The sequence below is a fragment of the Methylobacterium sp. AC315 genome (assembly GCF_979253755.1).
Genome location: NZ_CEEDEA010000005.1, coordinates 188,028 through 214,385, shown reverse-complemented (window position 1 = coordinate 214,385; position 26,358 = coordinate 188,028). Strand labels below are relative to the sequence as shown.

Genomic DNA, 26,358 nt, shown 5'->3' with positions numbered 1-26,358 from the left:
TGAACGGGCGGGTTGAAACGAATGGTAGCGGGAGAGGGACTCGAACCCCCGACACGAGGATTATGATTCCAAGTGTCTAGGCACTCCGCCCCCGTTTTCAGGCCCTGACGACCCCGCCATAACCCCCTGATGGCGCTGCCGGTCTTCACCATGACACCGTTTCCCCTCTTGCGACCAGGCCGAACCCCGCCCCAGAGTCCCCGCCCCAGTTCCGCCCCTGTTCGTCGGAGTAGCCCGTGGCCGTCACCCTCACCCAGCAATCCGTCGACAAGCACGTGGCGAAGGCGAAGGCGGGCGTGACCCCCTACGACGTCATCGACAAGGGGGCGCCCGGCCTCATCCTCCGCATCAAGCCGCGGGGCCCAAGCTGGGGCCTCAAGTTCGAGAGGGGCGACCGGACGATGCGGTTGAAGATCGGCGTGCCGGGGATCCTCGATCTGGAGCAGGCCCGGAGCATCGCCGGGGCGGCGCGCAAGGCCCTCAACTCGCCCCATGCCGAGCTCGGTGAGGAGTGGCTCCGTGACCAGTACGTCGGTCTCGGCATGGCGCATGCCCGGCCGCAGCGCGACCCCGCCCTGGTCGCGGCGTTCGAGGCCGAGATCCCGCACCTGTTGAACTGGCGCTGGGAGGAGGCGCGGGAATCGTACCTCGCGGAGGTGAAGCGCATCCGCCGCCACGACACCTGGAACGACTACCGGGTGATGCTCGGGCAACCCGAGCTCGCGGTCCTCGCCAATCGCCAGGTCCGCGGCATCACCCGGTCGGAGCTCGCGGTCATCGTCGACAAGATCCACGCGAGCGGTCGGGAGCGGCATGCCGAGCACCTGGCCAGCGTCCTGCGCCCCTTCTGGGGGTACATGGCCGAGGACCGGCGGCAGCACCTCTCCGGCGTCACGACGACGATGGCGGGCCTGAAGGCGCCCGAGCGCTCGACCGAGGCCAAGGTCCGCTCGAACGGAAAGGAGCCGGGGACCTACATCGCGACGCCGGCCGAGGTCGGGACCGCGGTCGCGGTCGCGCGATCCGGCATCCTCGACCGCTCGGTCTCGATGTCGCTGGAGCTCCTCATCGCGACCGGCCAGCGCCGTCGTCCCGTCGCCGGCGCCCTGACCGTCGATTTCGTCGACTGGATCGAGATGCCGGGCTGGGGCGTGTGGTCGATGGGCCCGAGCCACCGCAAGACCGCGGCGAAGCGCCAGGACAAGCACCGGCACGTCGTTCCGCTTCCGCCGGCGCTGTGGGCCCGCATCCAGGAGCAGCTACGCCGGACCGGCGGCTCGCCGTACCTGTTCCCCCAGATCCGCCCGAAGAAGGCGGGCGGCGATGCGTTCGGCCACATGTCCGACGCCGCCATCAACCACAGGCTCATCGACCTGGGGATCAAGGCGTCCCCGCACGACCTGCGGCGTTGCCTGTCAACGACCCTGCAGCACGAGTTCCGGGTGTCCCGCGACACGGTGAAACTCGTGCTCGATCACAACGAGGGCATCAGGAGCGACGACGTCTTGGAGCGGCACTACACGGCTGACGACCGCCTCGACCAGAAGGCGCCCGTGATGGAGCAGTGGTGCGCCTGGGTCGACGAGCAGGTCGCGGCGACGGTGCTCCCGGACCTGTCGACGCTCCGGGCGGACATCACGCGCCGGCGCCGCGAGAACGAGGCCGCCGGCAAGGCCAAAACGGCTGCGCTGAAGGCTGCGAAGGAAGCCGAGGAGAAGGCCAAGGCCGCCGCCGAACGCGAGGCAAAAGCGGCCTGATGCGTCGTATTTGATCGATTGGATTCAATCAAAGGCGACGGGTCGGCCTGCATGGTGTCCCCATCACCGGAGGACACCATCATGAAGCGCTATACCCCTGAGAGCCCCGAGCTCATCTCGTACCTCGCCGAGATGATCGAGCCGGCCAAGGCGAACATCGGCATGATCGCCCAGGAGCCCATCCCGGCCGACGCGCTGAACATCCTCATGGCCAACGGGGACGTCGTGTACGGCTACTGGCCCGAACCGGACCCGACCAAGCACAACATCGGCGGCTACGGCGTGGCCGTCCTGAAGGGTCAGGCGATCCTCGACAAGCGCAGGGAGCCCGGCGAGGAAATCGATCTCGTGAGCGTCCCGGTCATGTTCCGCGAGAAGGCCGAGGCGCATGCGGCATGGCAGGTGTTCGGCGAAGGCCGAACCCTCCACTCATAGGCCGAGGCAACCGGCGTCCGCTCGCAGAGCAAGACGTCCTCGCCCTTGCAGGGCCGCCCACAGCATAAGGTGGGCCGCCTCCGTGCGCTGGCCTGCCCGCCACATCTCCGCCGGCGTCGGGAATCGCACCTTCACCGCCGGGTCCGCTATGGCCTCGACGATGGCGCGCTGGTAGCCGGACAGGCGCACCGAGGCGCCCGGCGGGGACAGCGCCACGTTCTCCGAGATCCAGTCGGCGACGTCGGATGACTTGGTCATGCCTTGCCTCCATCGATCTTGATCAGCGGCGAGACGGCCTCGTCCGACCACGGCAGGACCGTCACGGGCCGGATGAGCTCGTGCCGAAGTCCATCCCGTATCCACTCCAGGGTGCGCTCGGCCTCCTCAAGCGGGTAGTCGACGGGCGCCTCCTCGCCATCGGCGTCGACCCGGAATGGCTCGTAGGCGACCCGGGCCTTGGCCTTCGAGGCGAGGCACACGCCCTGGCCTTGTGCGCCCATGTCGTCGAGGCACTGCCACATGGCATCAGCCAGGGCATCGATCTCGGACCGGCGCATGATCACGAACCCGAGTTCAGCGAGCTCATGGACGAGGACCTCCGGCTTGTCGCCACAGATGGACGTCCATCCCTCGATCTTGGCCAGCGCGGCCGCATCGGTCGTCATGCCCCACTCTCCTCGATCAGCAGGATGGCGGAGATCTCCTCCACCACGCGCCATGGCCACAACTCGCCGGCGATCTCGTCCAGCCTATCGACGGCGGCCGCAGCGCGCCCGGCCGGGAGCACCCGCTCGATCAGGCGCACGTCAGCCTCGCTGAGGTCGACGTCGTTCCCGGTCGCGAACACGAACTTGATGCCGTGGCTCTCCGAGACCTCGACGACCTGCGGCTCGCGTCTCTCGACCGAGGCCCACCAGAACCCACACTCGGTCATGCCGCGTCCTCAGCCCAGATGCGCTCGTAGAGCTCTGCCTCGGCAAGCACGAGTTCGCCGGCGACCGTGCAGATCTTCTCCGGGAACCAATACCCCCAGTCGTTCGCCGCCTTGGCGCTTTGGACTGCCTCCTCCAGGGTGCACGCCTCCTCCTCGTGCGGGGCGTGATGCATCCAGCCATGGATGACGAACAGCTTGGGGCGCGCTTCCAGCCGGGCGAACTCGGCCTCCTTCGCCAAATGGGCCACCACCGCCTCGCTCAGGGTGGTCTCCGCGGCGCCGAGGTCGGTCCAGACCTGCAGGTTCGGCACCGCGATGCTGTCGCCCTTCTTGTCCTTCACGAACCCTTCGACGGGCGCCGCGCATGCCTTCATGCGGGCCTCGCGCCAAGCGACCGCGGCGGTTTCGAGCTTCGATGAGAACATGGTCGTCGCCCTCAGCCGTAGTACCGGGAGAAGTCGAGCTCGCGGCTCTTGAGCGCGGCCGCCGCGATTCGCGTGGCGTCCCGGTGCCCGTCGACGACCGCCTGCAGGGCCGTCTGGTGCAGCCAGTCTTCGACGATGTGGTCGGCGCAGGACCAGTGGATGCTCCGCTGGTCGGCCAAGGCAGCCACGATGGCGTCGACCGCCTCGACGGAGAGCGCCGGGCGCTCCTCGACGTCGATCCAGCAGATGACGTGGCCGTACCGGTCCCAGTCGCGGACCCTCTCGTGCTGGACGGTGAACACCTCACCGCCCTCGTCCGAGATGCCGTGCAGCAGCATGATGTCCTCGTCTTCGCTGCTGCCGCTCCAGTAGAAGTACGCCCACACCGGACGGTCGGTCGGGATCCCCTTGTGCCCGCTCTGCCATCTCGGACGGTTGCGGGAAGCCTCCAGGGCCTTGATCGCGCACGCCCGGCATCGCCGGCACCGCTTGTCGCCACCGACGTGGACTTCCACACAGTCCTGGCAGGTGCCCATGTACCCGCCCGGCGCCCACCCATGCCCACGCAGGTCCTCCGCGGAGTAGCCGTCGACGGGGTTGTCCCCTCGCAGCGTCAGGGGCGCCGCGTTGCGGAAGGTGCGCCCAGCCCAAGCCTCGGTCATGCCGCCGTCCCTCCCAGCAACCGCCTGACCGTGATGGCCCTGCGCATGTGCTCGATCAGCTTCTCGCTCGCGTCCTCGGAGAACCGCTTCGGGTCGCAGCGCCAGGCGTTGAAGACGAGGTCCGCGTCGGACTTGGAGACTGGCTCCCGATTGAGCGTGTACTCGCCGCCCGCCGCCTCGATGCGGATCGCCTCCACGTCGGACCGATGACCGATGGCGCCGAGGGCATCGCGCGCCATGGGGCCGACGACGAACGCCTCCCAGGTCGCGCTTCCGATGATGATGCCGGACGTTGTGGTGTGCTTCTCAGCCATGGAAGGACCCCACGGCCGGCAGGTCGGCGTCCCGGGCGCGGCCGGTGTCCTTGACGAAGCCCCTCTCCCATGAGGGCACGCGGATCTGAGCTTCCGCCTCCTCCCGCCGGGCGCGCTCCCGGACGAGCTCGTCGTGGAGCTCCAGGACGCGGCGGGCGAGCTCGCGCTTTTCGAGGGAGAGCAGGCCCTTGAGGTCCGGCTTGAAGATCGACAGGTCGGCCATATCAGGCGGCCTCCATCACGCGGCCGAGGGCGGCGGACGAGCCGTAGCCGTCGAGCAGGTTGTTCGTCGGCCTGATTGAAGAATTTCGGGAAGGGCGTCGCAACCACGGCGCCACGGAATGGGTCGATGATCAGCCCGCGGGCCAGCAGCGTGAAGGCATCCCAGCCGTGGTCGTACACGCAGCGCTGCGTGTAGCAGTAGAGGATCAGCCCCGTGTCCTGACAGGTCTTCCGACTGACGAGGCCGGCGGACCGAGCGCGCTCCAGACCCCTGATCAGGTCGTTGAACGGGATCGTACGGGCAGGATGGATGCCGGCGGGCGCAGGCCGCGATTCGTGCGCCCGGAGGACCTCAGCCTGCTCGGGCGTCGCCACGCGGGCGCGCTGCCCGTGGACGAGCGGCGACGGCGCGCCCGGGGCGACCAAGGCGTGCTCGGTCGTCGGATCGGCCAGCAGCGCGTCGAGGGCCGCCTGATCCTCGGCGTAGAAGCCGGGCTCGATCCCGGGCGGGCCGCCTTGCTCCGGTACGTGCCAACCTGTGCCCACTGGGGTCCCCTCGAATCGATCCTTCGAGAAGTCTCCGCAGCGACCAGGCGATGATCCAGCCCGGCGTTAACCGAGGCGGCACGAGGCGATTGACGGGGGCGGCGGGCTGGCTATCTTGAGGTCAGCCGGCACGTTGTCGGGCAAACCAACCAACGCGACTTTCTTAGCCTCTGGTTCACGATCCCTCCCAGTCTAGGGAGGACAGACCCTACGAAGACCCCCGCTGGTCATTCGACCACGGTTCACTCCATCTGGGGTGCGGACTACGAGCAGGGCTCCCTTCACCGGGGGCCCTTTCTCGTTGTGGATAGTGCACCTCGCAGCTTGACGGCGATCCCGCCGTCCGTATTCTTCCCAGTGCGGTGTGGCCGATGCCCGCCCAGCTTTCGAACTCCTCATCTCTAGAGGCCGACCAGAAATGAAGCTCAAGTCCACTGCCAGAATCCGTCTGTCCATCATCCTCCGCTTCGCGTGGCGCGTCCTCGTGTGGCCCGTGCTGTTCGTGTGGACGTTCGAGGATCGGTACCTCCAGCGCCGCCCCGATCCGATCCCCACGAGCATCGAGGGCATCCGCGCGAACCTCGCCCGCACTGATGAGGCCCTCGCCGACATCCGCGAGATCATCCTCACCGGGCGCAGCAAGAACGGGTTCGCCTTGGCCCAGATCTGGCTCAAACTGCAGGAGCAGCAGCAGGTCCTCCAGGCCGCCCTCGCCACCGCCCTGGCGGAAGAGGTCCGGCACACCCAGCCCCTAGCCGCCTGAGCGGCCCTCCCTTCTCCCCCGGCGTGCTGGGGGATCGGGGAGCGCCGACCGGCCGCCCCGCGGTGAGATCTACTCCGCCGCTTAGAGACTCCCTGGAGGGAAGTAATGACAACGGAATCCAACAAGCAGAAGCGCTACGACCGCCCCGTCCTCTTCAGGACTGCCTGGGAGTACGCCCGGTACGTCGAGAGCCTCGTCCAAGTCCCCGCGAGCAAGCTCTTCCCCCATGCGATCCGGGTCGTGTGGAAGCTTGAGAAGGGGAAGGAGGAGCTCGCGCTCGCGACCTCGCAGCTGTCGCTGGAGCAGGCGCAGCAGTACGCGGCTTACTCGAAGAAGCGCCTGTTCGAAGCTGTGGCGCATTTCAACAAGAACCGCGCCTAAAACCCCACCCATCCACGTTGTCCAAGGGCGGTCCAGAAGGGGCCGCCCTATTGATTCGAGGGCCTCCCCCCATGGCGCGCATCATCCTCCACCCCGGAGCCAAGGCCGACGTTGGCGTCCCCGTCGGCACAATCGACGGGCAGGTCCTCTCCTTCGTCGACAAGACCCCGCACATCGACGGCGAGGCCGTTCCGTTCGATGAGATCGGACGCGACCTGTCCGATGCCGTCGAGGAGGCCGCCGTGGTCATTTTCGGCAACGAGTGGAGCACCGATTTGGGGCGGGTGACGGGCCTAAACCGGCGCACGGTGACCCGCGACAGGATCGAACGCTTCGGCGTGGCGGCGTGGGTCTACACGCTCCTCGGTCGGGCCGCGACGTCCAGTTGCCCAAGGGCGTTTGGGTACATGCTGCTGGCCTCGGCCGAGCTCTGCGACCGGGGGCCTTACTCCAAAGGAAAGGGCGTCGACCAGGGCCCCAGCATGCGGGAGCGTGCGTATCTCGGCGGGATGGCCCGCGTCGAGATGGAGAAAGCCTATGCGGAAATAGATCATGCCCGCGCCGAGCGTGAACATTTCCGTTTTTTGAAGACCCAGGAAGGAGATCAGTAACACCTTCCTCCTATAGTCAAACTCACGTGAGCTTGCGGTTTTCACCCGAGCTCTTGGTCGAAGGAAACCGAACATGCAGAACAATCGCACCTCGCGCGAGGCCGCGTCCGCTGTGACGCTCGACGCCGTCCTGAACGGCACCCTGCCTCCTCCCTTCCGACACGACTCGCCGTTCCGGCTGTTGGAACTCCTCCTGACCGTCCGCTGCCCGCGGGACCGGCCGCGGCGCCGCGACTTGCTGCGCTTCGGCGACGATGACGGCGTGCTGGGGCTTTGGCAGGCCGCGTGGAGCACAGCCGAGGACGTCCGCGACAAGGGCTGGACTGATCCCAGGCGCGCCCACACGGGCTACGTCCGCCTCCTCGCCCTCCTGGAGACGTGCGAGCGCAGGTTGCAGGAGCTCGACGAGCGGCTCGACCTCGACCCCGAGGACCTCGACGATGCAGTCGTCCTTCGCGTCGAGTTGGAGCAGCTTGCCGGAGCGGCGGCCGGCTGCCTCGCCGAGTGTGGCGACCGCGCCGGCCGAGATTACTGCCGGGAGAGGGCTGCCTGGTTGGTCGAGCACGGCCAGGAGGGGCACAAGTACGCCTCGGCGTTGGTCGGGCTGTCGGCGGACGTGCGGTACGCCTGGCGTCCGGGGAATCCCGGCCTTGGCGCCTTGGCGAGCGCCCTGCAATCCGGGGACGCCACGATCCACGATGCAACCCGGGCGGCCGCGCCCGAGGATGAAGAGCCCGAGCCGTCGTGGGCCGCCGAGGCCCGGGCGAAGGCGGCCCGCGAGAAGGCGGATCGGGAGCGTGCCGCAGGGCCGAGCCTGGTCGTCTTGGCGTCCGTCGAGCACCTGCCCGGCAGCGCCGAGAACGGCGCGCGCGCCGGTAGGAGCACGGGCAGCACTGCCCGGACGGAGTGGGCGCCCCTCGCCGGAAAGGCGTTGCCGCTGGCCGTCGTCCCCGACCTGGCCGAGGCGCGGCGGGTGCTCGTGTCCGAGTTCCCGGACGACGCCGCGGTCATCGACGCGATCCTCGTCCCGCTGGCCGGGCGGAGCTTCGTGCACCTGCCACCGACCCTCCTGCTCGGCCCCCCGGGCACGGGCAAGTCGCGCCTGACGCGGCGGTTGGGCGAGATCCTGGGGCTGGCCGTGACGGTCTACTCGTGCGGGGGCGTCGCGGATTCCAGCCTGATCGGGACGTCCCGCCAGTGGAGCACCGGCCGGGCGACGGTGCCCCTGCAGGCGATCAAGCAGGCCGGCGCGGCGAGCGTGCTCGTCGTCCTCGATGAGCTCTCCCGCGCGGGGACCAGGGCGGACAACGGCAGGCTCGTCGACGGCGTCCTGGCCCTCACGGAGGCGGAGACGTCGAGGCGGTACCAGGATCCCTTCCTGGAGTGCCCGACCGACCTCTCGGCGGTGAGCTGGCTCGCCACGGCGAACAGCGTCGCCGGCCTCGATCCGGCCCTGCTGTCCCGGTTCCGCGTCCTGACGCTGGGCCCCCGGACGGCGGCGTCGCTGCCTTCGCTGACGAAGGGCATCCTTGCCGACGTTCGCCGCGAGCGCGGCCTCGATGCGACGTGGCTCCCGGACCTCGACGAGGAGGAAGCCGGCGTCCTGGCGGAGAACTGGCCCGGCGGGTCCGTCCGCGTCCTGCGCCGGCTGATCGAAACCGTACTCGCCTCGCGCGAGCACCTGGCGACGCGGAACTGAGGGAGGGGTGATCATGACGACGTTTGATTTCGCCGCCTCCCGCAGGCGCATCAAGTCCGGCTGGCAGGCCGGCCGGACTTGCCGCCTCGTGTCCCGCGGTCTCGCCGCCCGGGTCTCCGAGGCCGAGCGGGCGTGGCAGGCGGGGCAGCTTCCCCTCGACCGGGCAGCGGCTCTCGCGGCCGAGGCCGAGGCGGTGAGCTTCTCGTTTGCCCCCGTTCCCGGCCGGCGCCCCGGGCCCGTGCAGGGGCTCCTCGTCGACCTAGCCCTCAGAGCCGTCCTCGCGGCGCCCGGGCGGCTGATGCCCTGCCAGGCAATCCGCGACGCCGTCCAGAGGAGGCAGCAGTGACAGACGTCTACCGCAACAGAGTTCGCCGGGTCTGGAGTGTGCGGGAATCCGGGATCGTCGTCGCGCACGTGCACGCAGTCGCCCTCTACGACGTGACGTTCGTCGTCAGCGAGGCCGCCCGGCAGCGGGCGCTACGCAAGGGACAGCGCGCCGTGATGGCGTGGGCCCGCGGCCGCTTGATCGACGCGCCCCTGCAGGCGTCCTCGATGAGGGTCTCGTTCGACCCCTTCGCCGGGCCGTCCTTCATGATCGATGACTGGCCGATCCGCGAGGCGTCGCTCGACCTTGCCGATGGACGGCAGGGCATCCTGGAGCGGGGTCAGCGCCGAGACGGTCTGGTCGACGACCGTGCCGACGATTCCACCACCGGTGAGCGCGTCGGCGATGGCCGGGGACGGCGCGCCCTTGGCGTCGGACAGGAGGCCGCGGCGCTCCATGCCGGCGAAGTAGGTCGGCTGGGGCCCGACCGAACCGGAGGCCCACGCCTGCCCGATCTGGCGGACCTCGACGACGCGGCGGCCCCAGCCCTTGCCGAACGCCTTCCAGGTCCGGAGCGACTTGAGGAACGCGAGGCGCCGCTCCAGGATCGCGGCGACCAGGGCGTCGTGGTCGGGGTAGGCTTCCGCGGCTTGGACGGTCGCCTCGCCGATCACACCGTCGACGCGGACGCCGAGGGCGCGCTGCAGCCACTTGATGGACTGGCCCGGGCCCGAGTTCACGGCGCCGTCGAACAGGACGTAGTCGATCCCCTCGGGGAGCTCGTCGCCCTTCACGGCATCCCAATACTGGCGGCGGTAGACGGCCCCGAGCTCGGCCTGGGTGATCGAGCGGACCGGGCGGGACGGCTTGCCGTTCCGCTTGAGGTAGCCGTCGAACGTGCGCTGGGTGACACCCTTCATGGTGGCGCCGCCCGGATCGCGCGGGTCGTTGACGTAGCCCCCCTCGTGGACGAGCACGCGGGTGATCGCGTCCTGATAGCGGTCGGCGCTCACTGGTCTCTCCTTGCGGGTGCGTCGATGAAGTTGCCCGGCCACGCCGTCGCGATCCGCGCGGCGTCCTCGACGGACAGGCCGGGGTAGGTCCCGATCAGGCCCTCGATGACGACCTCGCGGGGGATGCGCTTCGACCGGCGCTTCCGGGGGGGCGGTGGTGGTGCCGGCGGCGACGAGGGCTGAGCCTCGCGGATGACGAGGGCCATGGCGGCGGCGACCGCGGCGAGGCCGGCGGCCATGGCGATGGGGTTGCGCCTGCGGGACATGGTCAGCCCTCTTCCCGGCGGGCGGCGAGGGCGAGCTCGGCGACGCGGGCAGCCAGGGCCCGGTGGAGCTTCAGGTTGGCGCGCTGGTAGTCCTGGGGGTCCCAGCCGGCGAAGGTCTCGGTGACCCGGGCGACCGCGGCGTGCTCGACGAGACGGTCGCCGTCGACCTGGGCCACGTAGGCGGTCAGCGCGAGCTCGTGCCCGCCGTCGACGGCCCGGCAATCCTCGCCGAGGATGCGGACCATGGAGAAGTCGAGCCGGGTGCCCATCAGTGGACCCTCGGGCCGGCGGTGCGGGCGAGGTAGACTGAGGCGATGAGCTCGCCGGCCTCGACCTTCATGGCGTCGCAGAACACCAGCAGGCGCTTCCAGGTGATGCGGTCGCCGTCGTGGGACCGGATCGCCGCGAGCTCGTCGCGGAGGTCGCTGTCCCGGCTCTCGAGCTGCCCGAGCAACACCCGAAGCTGGGGGGCCGTCAGCCGGCGGTCCTTGATGACCGCGGCGAGGCCCTTCATCAGGGAGGAGTTGAGCGCCGCCCCTTGGGGCGAGACCCGGTAGGAGCCGCGGCACTGCCGGCTGGCTCCGGACGCATGGACCAGCGTCGAGTTGGGGGCGTCCGAAACGCGCGGGGCGAGGTTTGGTTCCATCGAAAAGGATGGAATGCCTCGCACCTGGATTCGACAAGGGTAATCAGGGGGCTAAGCGATTTTGACGTCGCTTAGCCGGTCATTTTCCCGGCGCTGACAAGGATGGGCCAAGCCGTTCTTGCAGGTGTCAGACTTTTCTGACGGGCGGGTCTTCGCGCAGGCCCATGAGGCCCGACAGGTCGACGCGCCAGACGCCCTTGGGCAGGGCCGCCAACCGCTCGATGCGCCCGTCAGGATTTTCTGACTGGGAGCGGATCGCCGAGATGGCCACCCGGACGAGGAGGTCGGCGCGCTCGACCCCATCCTCGTCCGGGTCCTGCAGGGCGAGGCCGGCGGCCTTGAGGAGTCGTCGGATCGGCCCACGGCGCGAGTCGTCCCAGACGGAGATGTCCGACCATGCCGGCGTCCGCCACGCCTGAAGCACCTCGCGAAGCAGGGCTTGGCCGACGTCGTGGCGCGGGGGCACGGGGATCGGGGCCGCTCCCGAAATGCTGTGCCAGATCCCGCCACCCACGTACCGACGTCGGCCCACCGGCTCGCGCTCGGCCCGGCGGGCCGCTTCCTTGTCGCCGACCGGGTAGCGGTACCAGACGGCGTGCAGCCTCGCCGCGGCGGCCCGCAAGGTGTCCTGAAGTTGCTGCTCTTCGGGTGTGAGGCGCCACTTCATGTCACGCCACCTCCATCTCGGAGGCCGGACACGTCGACGCCCGCCGGGCCGTGGGGCGCGCAGCGGGCGTCTGTCCTAGAAGAGTGCTGCCCTTCGTCGTGACCCGAGGAACATACTGCGTACGGCGGCCTGCGACAACAGCCTCGCGCGCGGTCTCTCTGATATCCCGTAACACTTCGTGCGCGATCACGGCGGGGGTGCCGACGGGCAGGTCGAGGGTGTCGCCGACGTCGTCGACGGTGACCACGGGAGCCACCACCGGCTCGGCCTTGGCGGTGGTGATGCCGGCGACGGCGCGGGCGTCCCGGAGGGCGTTGTCCAGCCACCGCGGCGAGACACCGTAGAGCTCGGCCACCGCCTTCACGGTCAGGCCCTCGGCGAGGAACTCGACGGCCTGCTGCCCGACTTCGAGGCGGTGCTGCTGTTGGACCGAGCGGTCCCTGACGCCCGCGGCCCGGCGAGAGGCGACGACGCGCGAGACGGCGTTCTCGGACCGGCGCGCCTGGTCGATCAGGATGCGCAGGTCGGCCCGGCGCATCTCCCTCGGGGTGATGACCAGCAGGTCCCGGAGGTGGGCGGGGGACGGCTTGTAGCGGGGGTCGACCGTGAATCCGCGGTACGTCCGGCGGACGCCCCGGGCGGATTCCTTCGCCCTGCCGACGATGGAGCAAGCCTTCGACTTGGCGGAGGCGTGGTCGAGCCCGAGGCGGTCGGCGGTCTCGATGACGTACGCGTCGAGGTCGGAGGCCGGGAGGCGCCACGAGGCCACGTAGACGAAGGCGACAAGCCAGGAGTTGCGGCCGGCTCCCGTGTCCTCGCGGGCCGCGGTGTCCTTGATGCCGGCCTTGCCGTGCCGGAGGGCATACAGCCGGTCGAGGTCCGCGGCGATGGTGTCCCAGTACGACGAGCCGGTCAGCTTGGCGCCGTGGTGGCCTTCCCGCGGGGTCCGGTTGGCGAGTTGGGCGGCGGTCCGCTTGGCCTTCGCCTCGGCCTTGGCGGCCTCCCGCTGGGCCTTGGTCTGGCGCTGGAACGGCAGGACCACGCGGCAGAGCTCGTCGAAGTCGATCCGGGCGATCTCGGCGGTCAGGTCGGGAAAGATCACCACCACCGGGAGGCCGCTCTTTTCGTTGTAGGTGCCCGGCATCCGAAACTGCTTCGTCGCAGCCTTGGCCGTGTAGTCGGACCCGAACGGCAGGAACTCCTCGTGGAGGATCTGCTGCAAGGCACGGTGGCGGGCCATGACACGCTGGGCCGGCTGGGAGGCGGTGTAGAGCCAGACCACCAAAATCCCGCGCCCCGAGAACGTGGCGTAGGACGGCGACGGCCAGCCGCGGTCCTCGCAGATGTTGCGGACGGCTTCCAGGACCTTGCGCGGGGGGACGTCCTTCCAGTCCGGCTTGTTGTAGTAGTCGAGGTCGAGCCACGAGGCGCCGAGGGACACGATGTTGATCGCGTCCTTGGCGACGCGGGGCTCGCCCGGCTTGGAGTACGGGTACGATGCGAACGACATGAAGCGCCGGCCCTGCAGATCGACGTCGCGGCTCGCGAGGGCGTGGGAGGAGTACCGCAGGTCGGACCATCGCGGCTCGGTGCTGCCGTCCTTCCTGGGCTTCCTGGGAGGGACGCGGTCGCCGAACATCGCGGACCCGACACCGCCTTTGGGGTGGACGAGACGGGCGTAGTCGAGGGGGCGGAGCTCGGAGCAGTAGGCGGGGGCTGGACGGACCAGGGAAGCAGCCTGGGGCCAACGCGTGGCGGTCGGGGAGATGAGGGAGGTTGTCACGACGGTCCTCTACTGGGGCCTGTCGCGGGGCAGCACGTCCGCAACTCAGGCCGGGATCAACATGACGAGGATACGTACGCCGAGGATAAGGTCAATCGGGGGCCTGACCTTCCGTTACGCGGGGCAATACTTGCGGAAGGGGATCGGAAAATCGCGGGGACGAGGGGGTATCGGCCGCCGGTGAGGCACAGGGAGGTAGGCTGTGGCGGTCAGTCGGGGGTGGCGTGGGTAAGGACACATCCTGCCAGGCACGATGCCCTGGTGGCCTTCCCTGGCGGTGGTGGCCGTCCGACGAGGAGAACTGACGCGGGAACGGTCCAGATCTTTTTTCCGCTTCCCGACATTGGCGTAGCCAAGGCCCCATACCCCGTAACGGAACGTGCGTGATCGGAACGCCACCGGAAGGACCGGATCGACCGTCCTTCACACCGTGCGCGATCCCCCATGGTGGCTTTCTGGACGGCCTGGCACTCTACCGTCATGAGCACCGCAACCGCCTCCGCGCTCCCCGAGGAGCACCCCGCCGCCCGGTCCGCCCGCGTCCGTCGCGATGCCGCCGACCGCGCCCGACGCTGGCGCGAGACCCAGCGCGAGACCGCCGAGACCGATGCGGCAATCGTGAAGGCCATGCTCGCGGACGTCGACGCCTACATCACCCCCGAGCACCGTCTCATGGCCAGGAACGAGCGGGTGGACATCGCCTTCGTCGTAGGCCGGGCCGCCTACGAGCTCGGTGGCAGGGAGCGCTTCAAGGAGGCCAAGAAGAGGGTCTTCGACAGGCTGCAGGAGCTCTCACCTGCCCCCAAGCACCACGCCTGACTGAACGAATCGACGGCGTCTGTTAGGCTGGTGTGATCGGGCGCCACCACAAACGGCGAAGGGCCCGACCACCCAGGAGCGCCCCCGTGTCCGGACTGAGCTTCGACTTTAACGTCCGGGATGTGGATCCTAGGTGGATGCCCCGGGGACTCCTCCCGCACTTGGGAGGGCACCCCCGACGGGTCCCTCGCATCATGGTCGAACGGCGGGTCGCGTCCCGGCACCAAGTCGGACCTGCATCACGACGCGGGAGTCATCCGCCACCCGTAACATCGCCCCGGCACGATCCAGGAACCAGGGACGCGTCAAGAACGGACGGGCTCCGGGTGGCGCGTACGTTCGGAATGGGCCGCATCGCCGCGCCATCCCCATCCAAGTGGCCGATCAGCCACCCGGCAAGGTCAGGGACAACCGGTCCTAGCGCAGCCTGACCCCCAGCAGCCTCAGGGCGTTGGCCGTTACCAGGACCGTCGCCCCCGTATCGGCGAGGATGGCCGGCCATAGGCCGGTGATGCCGGCGATGGTCGTGACAAGGAACACCGCCTTCAGGCCGAGTGCCACACCGATGTTCGTGCGGATGTTCGCCAGCGTCCTGCGGGACAGTTCCACCATCCGCGCCACGTCGGCGACGCGCCCGTGTAGCACCGCTGCATCGGCTGTCTCCAGCGCGACGTCGGTGCCGCCACCCATCGCGATGCCGACGTCTGCGGCCGCGAGCGCCGGGGCGTCGTTGATGCCGTCCCCGACCTTCGCCACGACGGCCCCGGCGGCCTGGAGCTCAAGTACGATCCGCTGCTTGTCCTCGGGCAGCAGTCCCGCCCGTGCCTCGATGCCGAGCATCCCCGCCACCGCCTGGGCCGTGCGGGCGTTGTCCCCGGTCAGCATGAGCGACCCGATGCCCTCCGCCGCGAGGCGGTCGATCCCGGCCTTGGCGTCGGACCGGGGCTCGTCGCGCATGCCCAACAGCCCGGCCAACGCCCCGTTCGCCAGCAGGGCGGCGACCGTTTTACCCTCGCCCTGCAGGGTGGAGATCCGCGCCTCCTGCTCCGCCTCGAGGGTCACGCGCGCTGCCGCCTCCCGCGGCGATCCGAGGAACAGGTCGAGGCCGCCGACATTGCCGGTGATCCCCTTGCCGCCGAGCGCCTTCGACCCGAATGCCGGAGGCATCGGTGCGCCGGCTTCCGCGGCCTTGGCAAGCACCGCCTTGGCGAGCGGATGCGAGGAGCCTGCCTCAAGCGCGGCAGCCAAGGAGAGGACCTCCCGTTCGGACCGGCCGAACGCTAGGACGTCGGTGACCACGGGCTTGCCCTCGGTCAGGGTGCCGGTCTTGTCGAAGGCCACCATGGTAACGGCGGCCAGCCGCTCCAGGACGGCGCCGCCCTTGATGAGCAGGCCCCGGCGGGCGCCGGCCGAGAGCCCGGCCGCGATAGCGGCGGGCGTCGAGATGACCAGGGCGCAGGGGCAGCCGATCAGCAGGATGGCGAGCCCCTTGTAGACCCACTCGTTCCACGAGCACCCGAACAGCAGCGGCGGCAGGATCGCGACGAGCGTGGCCACCGCGACCACGGCCGGTGTGTAGACCCGTGAGAATCGGTCGATCAGGCGCTCGGTCGGGGCCTTCGCCTCCTGGGCATCCTCCACCAGCCGCACGACCCGGGCGATGGTGTTGTCCCGCGCCGCCGCGGTCACCCGCACCCGAAGCGCGCCGTCCCCGTTCACGGTCCCGGCGAACACCGCATCGCCCGGTGCCTTGCGCCGCGGCACGCTCTCGCCGGTGACCGGCGCCTCGTCCACCGCGCTCTCCCCGTCGAGGACGGTCCCGTCCGCCGGGACCCGGTCACCCGGCCTCACCAGGACGGTCGCCCCGACCCGCAGGCTCGCCGCGGGCACCCGCTCCGTCGATCCGTCGCCCTCCAGCAGGGCCGTGTCCGGCACCAGGCCGGTGAGGCCGCGGATGCTCGCCCTGGCCCGGCCTGCGGCCACCCCTTCCAGCACCTCGCCAACCAGGAACAGGAAGACGACCGTGGCCGCTTCCTCGGTCGCCCCGATGGCGGTCGCGCCGATGGCGGCTACGGACATCAGGGTCTCGATGGAGAACGGCGTCCCGTGCCGGGCGGCCGCGACGGCACGTCGTGCAATCGGCACCAGTCCGACCGCCATCGCCGCCAAAAAGGCCCAGCGCTCCATCGCCGGCGCGGCTTGGCCGACCGCGTAAGCCAGCACCAGGGCCGCCGCGCAGGCGAACGCCAGCAGCGCCTTCGGAGACTGCCACCAGACCGGCTCAGGTCGTTCGGCATCCGACACCGCGTCGGCGGAAGTGTCGTCCGCGCCGTAGCCCAGGCTGCGGACCGTCGCCGCGATGGCCCGGGCGTCGGTGGCGGGTCCATGCCGCACCGTCAGCGTCTCGGTCGCCACCGAGACCTGGATCTCCTCGATGCCCGGCAACCGCCGAACGGCGTTCTCGACCTTGGCGGCGCACGAGGCGCAGTCCATCCCGGACACGCGCAGGCGCGTCGGGGGGCTCTCGGTTCGGTCCAGGGTCGTTGCGTCGCTCATGCCGGGTGCCTTCCGCATCTCTCGGGAAGACCCTACTTCCTCCAGCGACTAGAGGAGCAAGCGGCATGAAGCCCATCGCCATCGGGGAATTGTCGCGGCGCGCCGCGGTGAAGGTCCCCACGATCCGGTTCTACGAGGAGCGGGGACTCCTGCCGAAGCCGGAGAGAACGGAAGGCAACCGGCGCACTTACGGCGAGGCCGACGTTCGGACGCTGCGTTTCATCCGGCACGCCCGCGAGCTCGGCTTCGAGATCGAGGACATCCGCGCCCTGCTCGACCTCGCCGGCCATCCCGACCGGCCCTGCGGGGAGGCGGACGCCATCGCCCGAAAACATCTCGCCGACATCGACGACCGGATCGCGCGGCTGACCGGCCTCCGGCAGGAGATGCAGGCCATGGTCGAGCAGTGCTCGGGCGGCGACGTCCGGGAGTGCCGCATCATCGAGGTGCTGGCAGACCATGGCGAGTGCATGAGCGAACGCCACTGATCGAGGCGTTTCCGTTCATCACCAAGGGAGGTCAGACCTGGAACGACTGCACCCCGAGCTCTTCCGCCGGATGCGTGAACGGCGACTTCAGGTGGCGTTCAACTCACCGGGACGATCCTGGCGGCATCATCTTCCGAGGAACGAGCCATGCGCGCCCGAATTTCAGCCCTTCTCGCCGCGACCCTGATCCTCGCCCCGGCCGCGGCGTCGGCGCAGTATTACGGCGGCGACTTCGACCGGCGCGGCCGCGACGTCCATGTCGACCGCTACCACCATGGTGACCACGACGACATCGTCGTGCATCGCCATCGTCGCCACTACGAGGAGCGGCCGGTCTACTACGAGCGCCGCGACCACCATCACCACCACCATCACGACGACTATTGAGGCTCGGACCTCGTCGCGGGCCACCCGGCATGTACGGGTGGCCCTGAATCGTTCATAAGGCGACCATGACCACGGGACCCCGGATCAGGGCCTACGAGACGATGCGCGGCTGGTGGGCGACCGCAGTCCGCGTGCTATCGCTCGTCCTGGTTCTGGCGCTCGTCGTTCCCGGCACCGTCCATTCCGCCGAGGCCCACCGTCCCGCCAGCCACGAGCTCGCGCTCTCGGCACCGGATGGAAACGCCGCCTCCGAAGCGTCCCATGCCTGCCCGGCCTGCCACGCGAACTGCGGCTGCCATCAGGCCCTGAGCGTCGACGAAACGTCCGTCCTGCCCTCGCGCGTGACCGGCCGCCCGTCCTACGCCACCGTGGCCTCCCCCCTCGCTTCCGTCTCGCCCGACCGCCTCCCCAGGCCCCCTCGCGCCTGAGGCCGCATCGCCACGACCGTGGCCGATGCCGACCGGACATCCCGACGGATACCGGCCTCCTCATCGAGCGTGACTTGAACAGGATCGGCGACCCCGCCCGAGGGGTGGACCCGGTCCCAGGCGAACGGCCTTTCTCCCATGCGTGCATTCCTGTCCGTGGCTTTCCTGGCCATCGGCATCGCCATCGGCGGTGCCTTCCCCCGCGTGTCCGAGACCGTGCAGGGCGCGCTGGCCGCCGCCGGCCTGTCGACCGCCCCCAAGGCGCCGCCCACCAACGCGGCGATGACCACCCCTGCGTCTCCGAAGGCCGACGACGGCCACGGCGAGCACGGCCACGAGCATGCCGAGGGCGAGCCCAAGCCTGCCGGGGAGCACAAGCATTCGGATGGCGAGGCCAAGCCGGAGGCCGGAGGCCACAAACACGCCGAGGGCGAGGCGCACGGCCACGACGAGGAGGGCGAGGGCAAGATCAAGATGACGGCCGAGCAGGCCGCCGAGCAGGACATCAAGCTGGCGACGGTCGAGGGCGGCATCCTCTCGCGCCACCTGCTGGTGCCGGGCACCATCACCCAGGACGCCGACCGGATCGCCCGGGTGCCCGTGCGGGTGATCGGCACCGTGTCCGAAATGCGCAAACGCCTCGGCGAGGCGGTGGCCAAGGGCGAGGTCGTCGCCGTCCTCGACAGCCGCGAGGTCGCCGAGGCGAAGAGCGACTTCCTCACCGCGACGGTGAAGGCGGACCTGGAGAAGACGAACTTCGACCGCCAGCAGGCCCTCTGGGACAAGCGTATCTCGGCCGAGTCGGCATTCCTGAACGCCAAGGCCGCCTACTCGGAGGCGACCCTGCGCGTCGACCTCGCCCGGCAGAAGCTGTCGGCCCTGGGGCTGAACGCGGCCGAGGTCGCCACCTCCGCCAAGAAGGACGAGACCACCCCGAACCTGTCGAGCCTGCGCCGCTACGAACTGCGGTCGCCGCTGGCCGGTCGGGTGGTCGAGCGCAAGGTCGACGTCGGCACCGCCGTCGGCAAGGAAGGCGATCCGGCCGACGTCTACACCGTCGCCGACCTGTCCTCGGTGTGGATCGAGCTTTCCGTCCCGACCACCGAGCTGTCGAAGGTCCGCGAGGGCGCCAAGGTGACCATCGTCGGCGGCGACGACGCCTCCCGCGCCGAGGGCAAGGTCGTGTTCGTCAGCCCGATCCTCAACCCGGAGACCCGCTCGGCCCGGGTCATCGTCTCCCTGCCGAACAAGGACATGGCCTGGCGGCCCGGCACCTTCGTGACCACCGAGGTCGAGATCGCCCAGGACAAGGTCGGGGTCCGGTTGCCGAAGTCCGCGATCCAGACCATCGGCGGAGAGAAGGTGGCTTTCGTACGCACCCAGGAGGGCTTCGAGCGCCGGGACGTGACCATCGGCAAGGCCGACGACGACGCCTTCGAGATCCTGTCCGGCCTCAAGCCCGGGGACGAGGTCGCGGTGGCCAACTCCTTCGTCCTGAAGGCCGAGCTCGGCAAGGCCGAAGCCGACCACGCGCACTGAGGGCGGCCATCATGATCTCCAAGATCCTCGACTTCTCCGTCCACCAGCGCTGGCTCGTGGTGCTCCTGTCGCTGCTCGCGGCGGGCTTCGGCGTGTTCTCGCTGACCAAGCTCCCCATCGACGCGGTGCCGGACATCACCAACAACCAGGTGCAGATCAACACCACGGCGCCGTCGCTCTCCCCGGTCGATATCGAGAAGCAGGTCACCTACCCGGTCGAGACCGCGCTCGCCGGGATCAAGGGCCTGGAATACACGCGCTCGCTCTCGCGTAACGGCTTCTCCCAGGTCACGGCGGTCTTTTCCGAAAAGTTGGACATCTATTTTGCCCGCCAGCAGGTTGCCGAGCGCATCGGCGAGGCGAAGTCGACCCTGCCGCCGGGGGCCGAGCCGCACATGGGCCCGATCTCGACGGGCCTGGGCGAGATCTACATGTGGTCGATCCACTACGCCCAACCGAAGGATCGCAAGGTCTCCCCGGACGGCAAGGCCGGATGGCAATCGGACGGGAGCTACCTGACTCCCGAGGGCCAGCGGCTCACGACCGAGCTCGAACGCACCGCCTACCTGCGCACGGTCCAGGATTGGATCATCCGACCCCAGGTGAAGACCGTGCCGGGGGTCGCCGGCGTCGACAGCATCGGCGGCTTTGACAAGCAGTACCACGTCCAGCCGGACCCGATGAAGCTCACCGCCCTCGACCTGTCCTTCGCCGACATCGGACGGGCGCTGGAGGCCAACAACGCCAACCAGGGCGCCCGCTACCTGGAGGACAACGGCGAGGGCTACGTCGTCCGTGCCGCCGGCCGCCTGGAGACCATGGAGGACATCGGCAACGTCGTCGTCACCACGCGTGGCGGCGTGCCGGTCCGCATCTCCGACATTTCCGAGGTGCGGATCGGGCGCGACCTGCGCACCGGGTCGGGCAGCGAGGACGGGCGCGAGGTCGTCATCGGCACCGCCCTGATGCTGATCGGCGAGAACAGCCGCACGGTGGCGGCCACAGTCGACAACAAGATGACCGAGATCCGCCGCTCGCTACCCCCGGGCGTCGAGGTGCAGACCGTCCTCAACCGCACGGTGCTGGTCGAGGCCACCATCAGGACCGTGGCCAAGAACCTGGCCGAGGGCGCCGCCCTCGTCATCGTCATCCTGTTCCTGCTGCTCGGCAACATCCGGGCGGCCATCGTCACCGCGCTCGTCATCCCGGTGGCGATGCTGATGACCATGACCGGCATGGTCCAGGGCCGCATCAGCGCGAACCTGATGAGCCTCGGCGCCCTCGACTTCGGCCTCATCGTCGACGGCGCGGTCATCATCACCGAGAACGCCCTGCGCCATCTCGCCGAGCGCCAGACCGAGCTCGGGCGCAAGCTCGACCTGGAGGAGCGCCTGGTCACCGTGCGCGCCTCGGCCGAGGAGATGATCAAGCCGTCCCTCTACGGGCAGGCCATCATCATCCTCGTCTACGTGCCGCTCCTCACCTTCACCGGGGTCGAGGGCAAGATGTTCGAGCCGATGGCGCTCACCGTCATTATCGCGCTGGTCTCGGCCTTCGTGCTGTCGCTGACCTTCGTGCCCGCGATGATCGCCATCGTCATCACCGGCAAGGTCACGGAGAAGGACAACGTCCTCATCCGCGGGATCAAGGCCGCCTACCGCCCGGTCCTCGGCGCGGCGCTCAGGATTCCGATGACCTTCGTCGCGGTCGCCCTGGTGCTGCTCGTCGGGGCCGGGTTCCTGTTCACCAAGCTCGGTCAGGAGTTCATCCCCCAACTCGACGAGAAGAGCATCGCGCTCAACGCGCAGCGCATCCCGTCGACCTCCCTGACCCAGTCGCAGGCGATGCAGCTGAAGGTCGAGCAGGCGATCAGCCGCTTCCCCCAGGTCGCCTACGTCTTCTCGAAGACCGGCACCGCGGAGGTCGCTTCCGACCCGATGCCGCCGAGCTCGTCCGACACCTTCGTCATCCTGAAGCCGCAGGAGGAGTGGCCCGACCCGAGCCTTTCCAAGGCAGACCTTCAGGAGGAGATCGAGAAGGCGGTCGGGGCACTCGCCGGCAACGTCTACGAGTTCTCGCAGCCGATCCAGCTTCGCTTCAACGAGCTCCTGGCCGGCACCCGCGGCGACCTCGCCGTGAAGGTGTTCGGCGAGGAGTTCGAACCGATGCTCAAGGCGGCCAACCAGGTCGCCACGATCCTGCGCGGGACCGAGGGGGCCGACGACGTCAAGGTCGAGCAGACGGCGGGCCTGCCTTTCCTGGAGATCAAGATCAACAAGACGGAGGCGGCGCGCCTCGGCCTGAGCACCTCCGCGATCCAGGACGTCATCGGCGCGGCCATCGGCGGCCGGGAGGCCGGCATGGTGTTCGAGGGCGATCGCCGCTTCCCCATCGTCGTGCGCCTGAACGACAAGGTCCGCGAGGACCGCGAGGCCCTGGAGAACATCCCCGTGCCGCTGCCCCCTGGCGTCAACGGGCGGGCGTCGTCGGTACTCCTGAAGCAGGTCGCAAGCTTCTCGGTCACCGAGGGCCCGAACCAGATCTCGCGCGAGAACGGCCGCCGTCGGGTCGTGGTGACCGCCAACGTGCGCGGCCGCGACATCGGCTCGCTCGTGGCCGAGGCCCAGGCCAAGGTCGCGTCCGGGGTGCAGCTTCCGGCCGGGTACTACGTGACCTGGGGCGGGCAGTTCGAGAACCTGGCCTCGGCCCGGCAGCGCCTGATGGTCGTCGTCCCGGTGTGCTTCTTCCTGATCTTCCTGCTGCTGTTCTCAGCCCTGAACTCGGCCAAGGACGCGTTGCTGGTGTTCAGCGCGGTTCCTCTGGCCCTGACCGGCGGCATCGCCGCCCTGTGGCTGCGGGGGATGCCGTTCTCGGTGCCCGCGGCGGTCGGGTTCATCGCCCTGTCCGGGGTGGCGGTGCTCAACGGCCTGGTGATGCTGACCTACATCAAGCAGCTGATCGCCGAAGGGAAACCCCGCCGCGAGGCCATCCTCGAAGGGGCGATGACCCGGCTCCGGCCGGTGGCGATGACCGCGCTCGTGGCGTCGCTCGGCTTCGTGCCGATGGCGCTGGCCACCGAGACCGGGGCCGAGATCCAACGGCCCCTGGCAACCGTGGTGATCGGCGGCCTCATCTCGGCAACCCTGCTGACGCTGGTCATCCTGCCGGCGCTCTACGCCCGCTTCGCCGGGGACGTCCTCCCTGCGAAATCCGCCAAGTCGGACGCAACCGGTCACGCGGTCGCGGTTCCCGCCGAATGAGCCCCCTCGCATCTTCCGGAGACGTGACATGAACGTCGCCACCCTCGTCCTGGCCTCCGCCATCTCCCTCGTCGGAACTCCCGACGCGGCTCGTAGCGGATGCATGGTGCACGACCACCAACCTCTCCAGGTCAGGCGCATGCCGATCACGCCGGCGACCACGTCCAAGCCGCGTAATCCGCTGGAGGACGAAGCCGTCCACTGCGAGGAGGGACAGGGCGTTCCCTCGCCTCATGAAGGCCCGACCAGTCCGAAGGGTCGGCGTTGATGGGCGGGCAGGCGACATGAAGCGACGTCGCGTCCGTTCACCGCTTGCGATGGCGTTGCTGGCGTGGAGCGGAGCGGCCATGGCTGACCCATCCGTCGGAGAGGGGCCATTCGGATTGGCGTGGGGTCCTGTCGACCGGATCGACAAGCCCTCGATGGTCGACCGCGAGGCCAACCTGACCGGGCTGTACTACTTGCACGACCGACCCCTCGCCTCCGGTCCCGATACGGCCGAGGTGGTGCTGGTAATCTGCCGGAATGAGGGTCTCCAGCAGGTCGTCTGGGTCGGGCGACCGCTCGACGACGCGGCCCACGCCACCGCCCGCGACGCCGTCCGGCGCGAGGGGGTTCGCCGCTACGGCGAGCCGCGGCCGGGGCCCGTCACCGGGTCACTCGAATGGCCCTTGGGCCGAACTGTCCTGGCGACGCGCGCGATGCCGGACGGTACCCGGGAATTGGTGATGTCGGCCTCCGGCCCGGGCTATGCGGCCTGCTCGGAAAGCCACCGCGCCGCCACCGGCCATTCCGCCGACGCCCATGTGGCGGACCTGATCGGCGCAGGCGTCCAATGAGCATGCCGACGATGCAAGGGGAGGAACGGTCCACCGTTCATCGCCGTGTCCGTCGGAATCGGTTTCCGGTGCCGTGACGGGCAAGAAGCTTGGTCGCCGGATGGAGACCTGGGGAGGCGGAGGCGGACGACGGCGCAAGGTGAGGCCGCATATCCGCAAGGCCGCCGGACGTGCGTTCCTGATGGCCACGATCCTGATCGCCGGGGTCCTGGTGCTGTTCGGCTGGCTCGCCACGATGCGATGAAGGCCCCGGCAGACGTGCCCGGACGTTTGGAATATCCCCTCCAGGGGGACAGGATCGTCGGATGGAACACGCCTCGCATCCGGATATCGTCAAGCGCCTCAAGCGAGCCCACGGTCACCTCGCCGGCGTCATTTCCATGATCGAGGAGGGACGACCCTGCGTGGACCTCGCCCAGCAACTCCATGCGGTCGAGAGCGCGATCACCAACGCCAAGCGCATCCTGATCCAGGACCACATGGAGCACTGCCTCGGGCACGGGATGGAGAACGGCGCGAAGGGGGCGACCGAGGCATTGGCCGAGTTCAAGGCGCTGGCGAAGTACCTTTGAGGACCCGATGCTGAGCGTCCTCACCCATCGCACCTATCGCCATCTGTTCGCGGCCCAGGTCATCGCCCTGCTCGGCACGGGCCTGCTCACGGTCGCCCTCGGGCTACTGGCATTCCGGATCGCCGGTGACCGCGCCGGCATGGTGCTGGGCACGGCGCTGGCCATCAAGATGATCGCCTATGTCCACGTCGCCCCGGTGGCCCAGGCTTTCACGAGCCGGTTGCCACGACGCGCCTTCCTGGCGGGCACGGACCTTGTCCGCGCCGCCATCGCCCTGACGCTGCCCTTCGTCGATCAGGTCTGGCAGGTCTACGCCCTGATCTTCGTCCTGCAATCGGCTTCGGCGGCGTTCACCCCGACCTTCCAGGCCACCATCCCGGACATCCTGCCGGACGAACGGAACTACACCCGGGCCCTCTCGCTCTCGCGCCTCGCCTACGACCTGGAGAACCTGCTCAGCCCGACCTTGGCGGCCCTTCTCCTGACCGTGGTGCCCTACAACGCGCTGTTCGGCGGCACGGTCGTCGGCTTCCTGTGCTCGGCGGCTCTGGTGGTGTCCGTGACCTTGCCGACCGCCACCCGGTCCGACCCGCATGGCGGCGTCTACGACCGGACGACGCGCGGCCTTCGGATCTACCTCGCGACGCCGCGCCTGCGCGGGTTGCTCGCCCTGAACCTTGCGGTCGCCGCGGCCGGCGCCATGGTCATCGTCAACACCGTGGTGATCGTGCAGGGCCTTCTAGGACGCCCCCAGACCGACGTGGCCCTCGCCCTCGGGCTGTTCGGGGGCGGCTCCATGATCGCCGCCCTGACGCTGCCCCGCCTCCTCGACCGGCTCTCCGACCGGGCCGTGATGATCCCGGCGGCAGCCCTGCTCGGCGCGGTTCTCCTGGGTGTCGCCGCCATGACCTGGGGTGGGACCATCGGCTGGCCGCTTTTCCTCGGGACCTGGTTGGTGCTCGGCGTCGCCTACTCCGCCGTGCAGACCCCCACCGGCAGACTCCTGCGCCGCTCGGCGACCCCGGAGAACCGGCCGGCCGTCTTCGCCGCCCAATTCGCCCTGTCCCATGCCGCGTGGTTGCTCACCTATCCGTTGGCCGGCTGGCTCGGCCCGTCCATGGGGATGCCCGCCACGCTGGCGATCCTCGGGGGCGTGACGCTTGTAGGCGTCGCCGCGGCTGCCCGACTATGGCCGGTGGACGATCCCGACGTGATCGAGCATGCCCACGCGGACCTCGACGTCCGGCACCCGCACCTGCATGGAGGCCACCATCACGCCCACGCCTTCGTCATCGACGACCTGCATCATCGTTGGCCGGTCAGGGCTGGGTGAAGGCCGTTCGGTGATATTGCCAGCTGAGTCGAAGGTCGGGCCGGCCAGCGCAGTGGAATTCGAATGTACCGTTAGGCACGCGAGCGGGAGGAGAACGTACCCCGCGGAACGGTCTTGGAAGCGGAGCCGTTCCCAAGGCTCGGGTGCCGTCGTTTTCGACGCATTGCCGACAACGACGTGAGGAAGCCCATGAGAAAGTCCCTTTTCGCCGCCGCCATCCTGGCAACCCTGGGTGCGGCTGCGGTCGCCCCCGCCTCGGCCGCCCCCGGCATGATCGGCGCCGTCGATGCCCCGACCGCCGTGACTGAGGTCCGGATGGACGGTATGCACGGTCATCGCGGCCATGGCATGCGCCATCACCATCATCGTGGGCACATGCTGCGGCACCATCATCACCACCGTGGCCACATGATGCGCCACGGGCATGGCCATCGCCACCATCGCATGTGATCTGCAGGGGCCCTTCGGGGCCCCTTATCGTATCCGACGACACCCGGGCTCAGGTGTCGCGACGTGATGGCGGGGACCTGACACAGGAGCCCTCGCAGTCCAAGCGCGGTCCGTACTTCCAAAACTCAACTTTTATCAGGCGAAGAGGGCGTAACAGGTTGACCAGCGTCATCCCGCTTTGCAGCGCTAGTGTTGAAAATCTGACGCTGTGTACCGCCACAAACGTCCGGGATGAAGG

The 26,358-nt window shown here is 69.3% G+C and carries 31 protein-coding genes, 1 tRNA gene and 1 pseudogene; 18 read left to right on the top strand and 15 right to left on the bottom strand.

Features of this window, described 5'->3' with window-relative positions:
* Positions 1 to 22: 22 nt before the first annotated feature.
* Positions 23 to 118, bottom strand: a tRNA-Met gene (locus AC0IY0_RS11250).
* A gap of 118 nt (positions 119 to 236) precedes the next feature.
* Here AC0IY0_RS11250 and AC0IY0_RS11245 point away from each other — a divergent pair.
* A complete protein-coding gene (locus AC0IY0_RS11245; protein ID WP_056246677.1) occupies positions 237 to 1,757 on the top strand; it encodes a tyrosine-type recombinase/integrase in 1,521 nt (506 codons plus the stop codon).
* 81 nt (positions 1,758 to 1,838) lie between these two features.
* On the top strand, positions 1,839 to 2,192 hold the full coding sequence (locus AC0IY0_RS11240) for a hypothetical protein (RefSeq protein ID WP_056096895.1): 354 nt from the start codon (positions 1,839 to 1,841) through the stop codon (positions 2,190 to 2,192).
* On the opposite strand, the gene AC0IY0_RS11235 is transcribed toward AC0IY0_RS11240, so the two are convergent.
* From AC0IY0_RS11235 to AC0IY0_RS11205, 7 genes are read right to left on the bottom strand one after another with little or no spacing between them, the layout of a single operon-like run.
* Positions 2,187 to 2,450 carry a hypothetical protein gene (locus AC0IY0_RS11235; protein ID WP_056096896.1) on the bottom strand — a complete coding sequence of 88 codons (264 nt, stop codon included), beginning with the start codon at positions 2,448 to 2,450 and terminating at the stop codon, positions 2,187 to 2,189. The genes AC0IY0_RS11240 and AC0IY0_RS11235 overlap by 6 nt on opposite strands.
* Positions 2,447 to 2,857: a hypothetical protein gene (locus AC0IY0_RS11230; protein WP_056096899.1), complete on the bottom strand. Its 411-nt coding sequence runs from the start codon at positions 2,855 to 2,857 to the stop codon at positions 2,447 to 2,449. The genes AC0IY0_RS11235 and AC0IY0_RS11230 overlap by 4 nt, the downstream gene beginning before the upstream one ends.
* Positions 2,854 to 3,126, bottom strand: coding sequence for a hypothetical protein (locus AC0IY0_RS11225; RefSeq protein WP_056096901.1), 273 nt, complete (start codon positions 3,124 to 3,126; stop codon positions 2,854 to 2,856). The genes AC0IY0_RS11230 and AC0IY0_RS11225 overlap by 4 nt, the downstream gene beginning before the upstream one ends.
* Positions 3,123 to 3,551, bottom strand: a complete 429-nt coding sequence (locus AC0IY0_RS11220) for a hypothetical protein (protein WP_056096904.1) — start codon at positions 3,549 to 3,551, stop codon at positions 3,123 to 3,125. The genes AC0IY0_RS11225 and AC0IY0_RS11220 overlap by 4 nt, the downstream gene beginning before the upstream one ends.
* A gap of 11 nt (positions 3,552 to 3,562) precedes the next feature.
* Entirely contained in the window at positions 3,563 to 4,213 is a 651-nt protein-coding gene (locus AC0IY0_RS11215) for an ACT domain-containing protein (protein ID WP_056096907.1), read from the bottom strand.
* Positions 4,210 to 4,527 (bottom strand): hypothetical protein, encoded by a 318-nt coding sequence (locus AC0IY0_RS11210; RefSeq protein WP_056096909.1) that lies wholly within the window; start codon positions 4,525 to 4,527, stop codon positions 4,210 to 4,212. The genes AC0IY0_RS11215 and AC0IY0_RS11210 overlap by 4 nt, the downstream gene beginning before the upstream one ends.
* Positions 4,520 to 4,750 (bottom strand): hypothetical protein, encoded by a 231-nt coding sequence (locus AC0IY0_RS11205; RefSeq protein WP_056096912.1) that lies wholly within the window; start codon positions 4,748 to 4,750, stop codon positions 4,520 to 4,522. Before AC0IY0_RS11205 ends, AC0IY0_RS11210 begins: the two co-directional genes overlap by 8 nt.
* 963 nt (positions 4,751 to 5,713) lie before the next feature.
* Between AC0IY0_RS11205 and AC0IY0_RS11200 the strand changes: the two genes are divergently transcribed.
* The 6 genes and pseudogenes from AC0IY0_RS11200 to AC0IY0_RS11175 all read left to right on the top strand — a co-directional run.
* On the top strand, positions 5,714 to 6,058 hold the full coding sequence (locus tag AC0IY0_RS11200; protein ID WP_056096918.1) for a hypothetical protein: 345 nt from the start codon (positions 5,714 to 5,716) through the stop codon (positions 6,056 to 6,058).
* 105 nt (positions 6,059 to 6,163) lie between these two features.
* Positions 6,164 to 6,439, top strand: coding sequence for a hypothetical protein (locus AC0IY0_RS11195; RefSeq protein WP_056096921.1), 276 nt, complete (start codon positions 6,164 to 6,166; stop codon positions 6,437 to 6,439).
* A gap of 71 nt (positions 6,440 to 6,510) precedes the next feature.
* Positions 6,511 to 7,050, top strand: a complete 540-nt coding sequence (locus tag AC0IY0_RS11190) for a hypothetical protein (RefSeq protein WP_056096924.1) — start codon at positions 6,511 to 6,513, stop codon at positions 7,048 to 7,050.
* A 73-nt stretch (positions 7,051 to 7,123) separates the two neighbouring features.
* Positions 7,124 to 8,749, top strand: a complete 1,626-nt coding sequence (locus AC0IY0_RS11185) for an AAA family ATPase (protein WP_056096926.1) — start codon at positions 7,124 to 7,126, stop codon at positions 8,747 to 8,749.
* A 13-nt stretch (positions 8,750 to 8,762) separates the two neighbouring features.
* Positions 8,763 to 9,095, top strand: a complete 333-nt coding sequence (locus AC0IY0_RS11180; RefSeq protein ID WP_156384033.1) for a hypothetical protein — start codon at positions 8,763 to 8,765, stop codon at positions 9,093 to 9,095.
* Positions 9,092 to 9,307: pseudogene (locus AC0IY0_RS11175) on the top strand (hypothetical protein); the annotation flags it as partial. The gene AC0IY0_RS11180 and the pseudogene AC0IY0_RS11175, both read left to right, overlap by 4 nt.
* On the opposite strand, the gene AC0IY0_RS11170 reads toward AC0IY0_RS11175, so the two are convergent.
* The 6 genes from AC0IY0_RS11170 to AC0IY0_RS11145 form a co-directional block, all read right to left on the bottom strand.
* Entirely contained in the window at positions 9,227 to 10,051 is an 825-nt protein-coding gene (locus AC0IY0_RS11170; protein ID WP_444543512.1) for a glycoside hydrolase family 108 protein, read from the bottom strand. The pseudogene AC0IY0_RS11175 and the gene AC0IY0_RS11170 overlap by 81 nt on opposite strands.
* A 32-nt stretch (positions 10,052 to 10,083) precedes the next feature.
* Complete coding sequence (locus AC0IY0_RS11165) at positions 10,084 to 10,353, bottom strand: hypothetical protein (RefSeq protein ID WP_056096935.1); 270 nt, start codon at positions 10,351 to 10,353, stop codon at positions 10,084 to 10,086.
* Positions 10,354 to 10,355: 2 nt separating this feature from the next.
* Positions 10,356 to 10,622: a hypothetical protein gene (locus tag AC0IY0_RS11160; RefSeq protein ID WP_056096937.1), complete on the bottom strand. Its 267-nt coding sequence runs from the start codon at positions 10,620 to 10,622 to the stop codon at positions 10,356 to 10,358.
* Positions 10,622 to 10,999, bottom strand: coding sequence for a hypothetical protein (locus tag AC0IY0_RS11155; RefSeq protein WP_056246680.1), 378 nt, complete (start codon positions 10,997 to 10,999; stop codon positions 10,622 to 10,624). The genes AC0IY0_RS11160 and AC0IY0_RS11155 overlap by 1 nt, the downstream gene beginning before the upstream one ends.
* Before the next feature lie 127 nt (positions 11,000 to 11,126).
* Positions 11,127 to 11,666, bottom strand: coding sequence for a hypothetical protein (locus tag AC0IY0_RS11150; protein WP_056096942.1), 540 nt, complete (start codon positions 11,664 to 11,666; stop codon positions 11,127 to 11,129).
* A gap of 1 nt (position 11,667) precedes the next feature.
* Positions 11,668 to 13,449, bottom strand: coding sequence for a hypothetical protein (locus tag AC0IY0_RS11145; protein ID WP_157085674.1), 1,782 nt, complete (start codon positions 13,447 to 13,449; stop codon positions 11,668 to 11,670).
* A gap of 480 nt (positions 13,450 to 13,929) precedes the next feature.
* Here AC0IY0_RS11145 and AC0IY0_RS11140 point away from each other — a divergent pair, with 480 nt between their 5' ends.
* Positions 13,930 to 14,268: a hypothetical protein gene (locus AC0IY0_RS11140; protein WP_156384035.1), complete on the top strand. Its 339-nt coding sequence runs from the start codon at positions 13,930 to 13,932 to the stop codon at positions 14,266 to 14,268.
* A 417-nt stretch (positions 14,269 to 14,685) separates the two neighbouring features.
* Here the strand turns inward: AC0IY0_RS11140 and AC0IY0_RS11135 are convergent, their stop codons facing one another.
* On the bottom strand, positions 14,686 to 16,824 hold the full coding sequence (locus tag AC0IY0_RS11135) for a heavy metal translocating P-type ATPase (protein ID WP_471763793.1): 2,139 nt from the start codon (positions 16,822 to 16,824) through the stop codon (positions 14,686 to 14,688).
* Positions 16,825 to 16,889: 65 nt separating this feature from the next.
* Between AC0IY0_RS11135 and AC0IY0_RS11130 the strand changes: the two genes are divergently transcribed.
* The 9 genes from AC0IY0_RS11130 (at position 16,890) to AC0IY0_RS11090 (ending at position 26,120) form a co-directional block, all read left to right on the top strand.
* Entirely contained in the window at positions 16,890 to 17,312 is a 423-nt protein-coding gene (locus AC0IY0_RS11130; RefSeq protein ID WP_471763792.1) for a MerR family transcriptional regulator, read from the top strand.
* Positions 17,313 to 17,459: 147 nt separating this feature from the next.
* A complete protein-coding gene (locus AC0IY0_RS11125) occupies positions 17,460 to 17,699 on the top strand; it encodes a hypothetical protein (RefSeq protein ID WP_471763790.1) in 240 nt (79 codons plus the stop codon).
* 65 nt (positions 17,700 to 17,764) lie between these two features.
* Entirely contained in the window at positions 17,765 to 18,127 is a 363-nt protein-coding gene (locus AC0IY0_RS11120) for a hypothetical protein (protein ID WP_245439034.1), read from the top strand.
* A 138-nt stretch (positions 18,128 to 18,265) separates the two neighbouring features.
* Positions 18,266 to 19,666: an efflux RND transporter periplasmic adaptor subunit gene (locus AC0IY0_RS11115; RefSeq protein ID WP_471763789.1), complete on the top strand. Its 1,401-nt coding sequence runs from the start codon at positions 18,266 to 18,268 to the stop codon at positions 19,664 to 19,666.
* An 11-nt stretch (positions 19,667 to 19,677) separates the two neighbouring features.
* Positions 19,678 to 22,926 carry an efflux RND transporter permease subunit gene (locus tag AC0IY0_RS11110; RefSeq protein ID WP_056096979.1) on the top strand — a complete coding sequence of 1,083 codons (3,249 nt, stop codon included), beginning with the start codon at positions 19,678 to 19,680 and terminating at the stop codon, positions 22,924 to 22,926.
* A 347-nt stretch (positions 22,927 to 23,273) separates the two neighbouring features.
* A complete protein-coding gene (locus AC0IY0_RS11105; RefSeq protein ID WP_238282120.1) occupies positions 23,274 to 23,765 on the top strand; it encodes a threonyl-trna synthetase in 492 nt (163 codons plus the stop codon).
* 305 nt (positions 23,766 to 24,070) lie between these two features.
* A complete protein-coding gene (locus tag AC0IY0_RS11100) occupies positions 24,071 to 24,337 on the top strand; it encodes a metal-sensing transcriptional repressor (RefSeq protein WP_056096985.1) in 267 nt (88 codons plus the stop codon).
* 7 nt (positions 24,338 to 24,344) lie between these two features.
* On the top strand, positions 24,345 to 25,670 hold the full coding sequence (locus tag AC0IY0_RS11095; RefSeq protein ID WP_471763788.1) for an MFS transporter: 1,326 nt from the start codon (positions 24,345 to 24,347) through the stop codon (positions 25,668 to 25,670).
* A 189-nt stretch (positions 25,671 to 25,859) separates the two neighbouring features.
* Entirely contained in the window at positions 25,860 to 26,120 is a 261-nt protein-coding gene (locus AC0IY0_RS11090; RefSeq protein ID WP_056096991.1) for a hypothetical protein, read from the top strand.
* The last annotated feature ends 238 nt before the right edge of the window (positions 26,121 to 26,358 follow it).